This window comes from Pseudomonas sp. TE12508 (genome assembly GCF_056279485.1).
In genome coordinates, this window is sequence record NZ_JBWCCN010000039.1 from 1 (window position 1) to 4,591 (window position 4,591).

The following is a 4,591-nucleotide window of genomic DNA, read 5'->3' on the forward strand; positions in this document are numbered from 1 at the left end:
CCTAATACGTAATTGTTTTGACGTTACCGACAGAATAAGCACCGGCTAACTCTGTGCCAGCAGCCGCGGTAATACAGAGGGTGCAAGCGTTAATCGGAATTACTGGGCGTAAAGCGCGCGTAGGTGGTTCGTTAAGTTGGATGTGAAATCCCCGGGCTCAACCTGGGAACTGCATTCAAAACTGACGAGCTAGAGTATGGTAGAGGGTGGTGGAATTTCCTGTGTAGCGGTGAAATGCGTAGATATAGGAAGGAACACCAGTGGCGAAGGCGACCACCTGGACTGATACTGACACTGAGGTGCGAAAGCGTGGGGAGCAAACAGGATTAGATACCCTGGTAGTCCACGCCGTAAACGATGTCAACTAGCCGTTGGGAGCCTTGAGCTCTTAGTGGCGCAGCTAACGCATTAAGTTGACCGCCTGGGGAGTACGGCCGCAAGGTTAAAACTCAAATGAATTGACGGGGGCCCGCACAAGCGGTGGAGCATGTGGTTTAATTCGAAGCAACGCGAAGAACCTTACCAGGCCTTGACATCCAATGAACTTTCCAGAGATGGATTGGTGCCTTCGGGAACATTGAGACAGGTGCTGCATGGCTGTCGTCAGCTCGTGTCGTGAGATGTTGGGTTAAGTCCCGTAACGAGCGCAACCCTTGTCCTTAGTTACCAGCACGTTATGGTGGGCACTCTAAGGAGACTGCCGGTGACAAACCGGAGGAAGGTGGGGATGACGTCAAGTCATCATGGCCCTTACGGCCTGGGCTACACACGTGCTACAATGGTCGGTACAGAGGGTTGCCAAGCCGCGAGGTGGAGCTAATCCCAGAAAACCGATCGTAGTCCGGATCGCAGTCTGCAACTCGACTGCGTGAAGTCGGAATCGCTAGTAATCGCGAATCAGAATGTCGCGGTGAATACGTTCCCGGGCCTTGTACACACCGCCCGTCACACCATGGGAGTGGGTTGCACCAGAAGTAGCTAGTCTAACCTTCGGGAGGACGGTTACCACGGTGTGATTCATGACTGGGGTGAAGTCGTAACAAGGTAGCCGTAGGGGAACCTGCGGCTGGATCACCTCCTTAATCGACGACATCAGCTGCTCCATAAGTTCCCACACGAATTGCTTGATTCATTGAAGAAGACGATAAGAAGCAGCCCGAAATTGGGTCTGTAGCTCAGTTGGTTAGAGCGCACCCCTGATAAGGGTGAGGTCGGCAGTTCGAATCTGCCCAGACCCACCAATTTTGTGTGGGAAACGCCTGTAGAAATACGGGGCCATAGCTCAGCTGGGAGAGCGCCTGCCTTGCACGCAGGAGGTCAACGGTTCGATCCCGTTTGGCTCCACCACTACTGCTTCTGTTTGTTGAAAGCTTAGAAATGAGCATTCCATCCTGGTGATGGTGAATGTTGATTTCTGGTCTTTGGCTAGATCGTTCTTTAAAAATTTGGGTATGTGATAGAAAGATAGACTGAACGTTACTTTCACTGGTAACGGATCAGGCTAAGGTAAAATTTGTGAGTTTAATCGCGAATTTTCGGCGAATGTCGTCTTCACAGTATAACCAGATTGCTTGGGGTTATATGGTCAAGTGAAGAAGCGCATACGGTGGATGCCTTGGCAGTCAGAGGCGATGAAAGACGTGGTAGCCTGCGAAAAGCTTCGGGGAGTCGGCAAACAGACTTTGATCCGGAGATGTCTGAATGGGGGAACCCACCTAACATAAGTTAGGTATCTTAAGCTGAATACATAGGCTTAAGAAGCGAACCAGGGGAACTGAAACATCTAAGTACCCTGAGGAAAAGAAATCAACCGAGATTCCCTTAGTAGTGGCGAGCGAACGGGGACTAGCCCTTAAGTGGCTTTGAGATTAGCGGAACGCTCTGGAAAGTGCGGCCATAGTGGGTGATAGCCCTGTACGCGAAAATCTCTTGGTCATGAAATCGAGTAGGACGGAGCACGAGAAACTTTGTCTGAATATGGGGGGACCATCCTCCAAGGCTAAATACTACTGACTGACCGATAGTGAACTAGTACCGTGAGGGAAAGGCGAAAAGAACCCCGGAGAGGGGAGTGAAATAGATCCTGAAACCGTATGCGTACAAGCAGTGGGAGCCCACTTTGTTGGGTGACTGCGTACCTTTTGTATAATGGGTCAGCGACTTATTTTCAGTGGCGAGCTTAACCGAATAGGGGAGGCGTAGCGAAAGCGAGTCTTAATAGGGCGTCTAGTCGCTGGGAATAGACCCGAAACCGGGCGATCTATCCATGGGCAGGTTGAAGGTTGGGTAACACTAACTGGAGGACCGAACCGACTACCGTTGAAAAGTTAGCGGATGACCTGTGGATCGGAGTGAAAGGCTAATCAAGCTCGGAGATAGCTGGTTCTCCTCGAAAGCTATTTAGGTAGCGCCTCATGTATCACTGTAGGGGGTAGAGCACTGTTTCGGCTAGGGGGTCATCCCGACTTACCAAACCGATGCAAACTCCGAATACCTACAAGTGCCGAGCATGGGAGACACACGGCGGGTGCTAACGTCCGTCGTGAAAAGGGAAACAACCCAGACCGTCAGCTAAGGTCCCAAAGTTATGGTTAAGTGGGAAACGATGTGGGAAGGCTTAGACAGCTAGGAGGTTGGCTTAGAAGCAGCCACCCTTTAAAGAAAGCGTAATAGCTCACTAGTCGAGTCGGCCTGCGCGGAAGATGTAACGGGGCTCAAACCATACACCGAAGCTACGGGTATCACTTAGGTGATGCGGTAGAGGAGCGTTCTGTAAGCCTGTGAAGGTGAGTTGAGAAGCTTGCTGGAGGTATCAGAAGTGCGAATGCTGACATGAGTAACGACAATGGGTGTGAAAAACACCCACGCCGAAAGACCAAGGTTTCCTGCGCAACGTTAATCGACGCAGGGTTAGTCGGTCCCTAAGGCGAGGCTGAAAAGCGTAGTCGATGGAAAACAGGTTAATATTCCTGTACTTCTGGTTATTGCGATGGAGGGACGGAGAAGGCTAGGCCAGCTTGGCGTTGGTTGTCCAAGTTTAAGGTGGTAGGCTGGAATCTTAGGTAAATCCGGGATTCTAAGGCCGAGAGCTGATGACGAGTGTTCTTTTAGAACACGAAGTGGTTGATGCCATGCTTCCAAGAAAAGCTTCTAAGCTTCAGGTAACCAGGAACCGTACCCCAAACCGACACAGGTGGTTGGGTAGAGAATACCAAGGCGCTTGAGAGAACTCGGGTGAAGGAACTAGGCAAAATGGCACCGTAACTTCGGGAGAAGGTGCGCCGGTGAGGGTGAAGCATTTACTGCGTAAGCCCACGCCGGTCGAAGATACCAGGCCGCTGCGACTGTTTATTAAAAACACAGCACTCTGCAAACACGAAAGTGGACGTATAGGGTGTGACGCCTGCCCGGTGCCGGAAGGTTAATTGATGGGGTTAGCTAACGCGAAGCTCTTGATCGAAGCCCCGGTAAACGGCGGCCGTAACTATAACGGTCCTAAGGTAGCGAAATTCCTTGTCGGGTAAGTTCCGACCTGCACGAATGGCGTAACGATGGCGGCGCTGTCTCCACCCGAGACTCAGTGAAATTGAAATCGCTGTGAAGATGCAGTGTATCCGCGGCTAGACGGAAAGACCCCGTGAACCTTTACTATAGCTTTGCACTGGACTTTGAATTTGCTTGTGTAGGATAGGTGGGAGGCTTTGAAGCGTGGACGCCAGTTCGCGTGGAGCCAACCTTGAAATACCACCCTGGCAACTTTGAGGTTCTAACTCAGGTCCGTTATCCGGATCGAGGACAGTGTATGGTGGGTAGTTTGACTGGGGCGGTCTCCTCCTAAAGAGTAACGGAGGAGTACGAAGGTGCGCTCAGACCGGTCGGAAATCGGTCGTAGAGTATAAAGGCAAAAGCGCGCTTGACTGCGAGACAGACACGTCGAGCAGGTACGAAAGTAGGTCTTAGTGATCCGGTGGTTCTGTATGGAAGGGCCATCGCTCAACGGATAAAAGGTACTCCGGGGATAACAGGCTGATACCGCCCAAGAGTTCATATCGACGGCGGTGTTTGGCACCTCGATGTCGGCTCATCACATCCTGGGGCTGAAGCCGGTCCCAAGGGTATGGCTGTTCGCCATTTAAAGTGGTACGCGAGCTGGGTTTAGAACGTCGTGAGACAGTTCGGTCCCTATCTGCCGTGGACGTTTGAGATTTGAGAGGGGCTGCTCCTAGTACGAGAGGACCGGAGTGGACGAACCTCTGGTGTTCCGGTTGTCACGCCAGTGGCATTGCCGGGTAGCTATGTTCGGAATAGATAACCGCTGAAAGCATCTAAGCGGGAAACTAGCCTCAAGATGAGATCTCACTGGGACCTTGAGTCCCCTGAAGGGCCGTCGAAGACTACGACGTTGATAGGTTGGGTGTGTAAGCGCTGTGAGGCGTTGAGCTAACCAATACTAATTGCCCGTGAGGCTTGACCATATAACACCCAAGCAATTTGCATGCTTCGAGCTGAAAAGGCGAGAGAGCACCAGATTGCGGTGTGTGAAGACGAAACGAACCGAAAGTTCGAGATACTCACAAAACACCAAACTATC

Annotated in this window: 2 tRNA genes and 2 rRNA genes; all 4 read left to right on the top strand. The window is 51.6% G+C overall.

Features of this window, described 5'->3' with window-relative positions:
- Positions 1–1,082, top strand: a 16S ribosomal RNA gene (locus ACZ9IM_RS30405); the annotation flags it as partial.
- A gap of 82 nt (positions 1,083–1,164) precedes the next feature.
- Positions 1,165–1,241: transfer RNA gene (locus ACZ9IM_RS30410), tRNA-Ile, on the top strand.
- A gap of 30 nt (positions 1,242–1,271) precedes the next feature.
- Positions 1,272–1,347: transfer RNA gene (locus tag ACZ9IM_RS30415), tRNA-Ala, on the top strand.
- A gap of 236 nt (positions 1,348–1,583) precedes the next feature.
- Positions 1,584–4,475: ribosomal RNA gene (locus tag ACZ9IM_RS30420) — 23S ribosomal RNA — on the top strand.
- Positions 4,476–4,591: the final 116 nt, after the last annotated feature.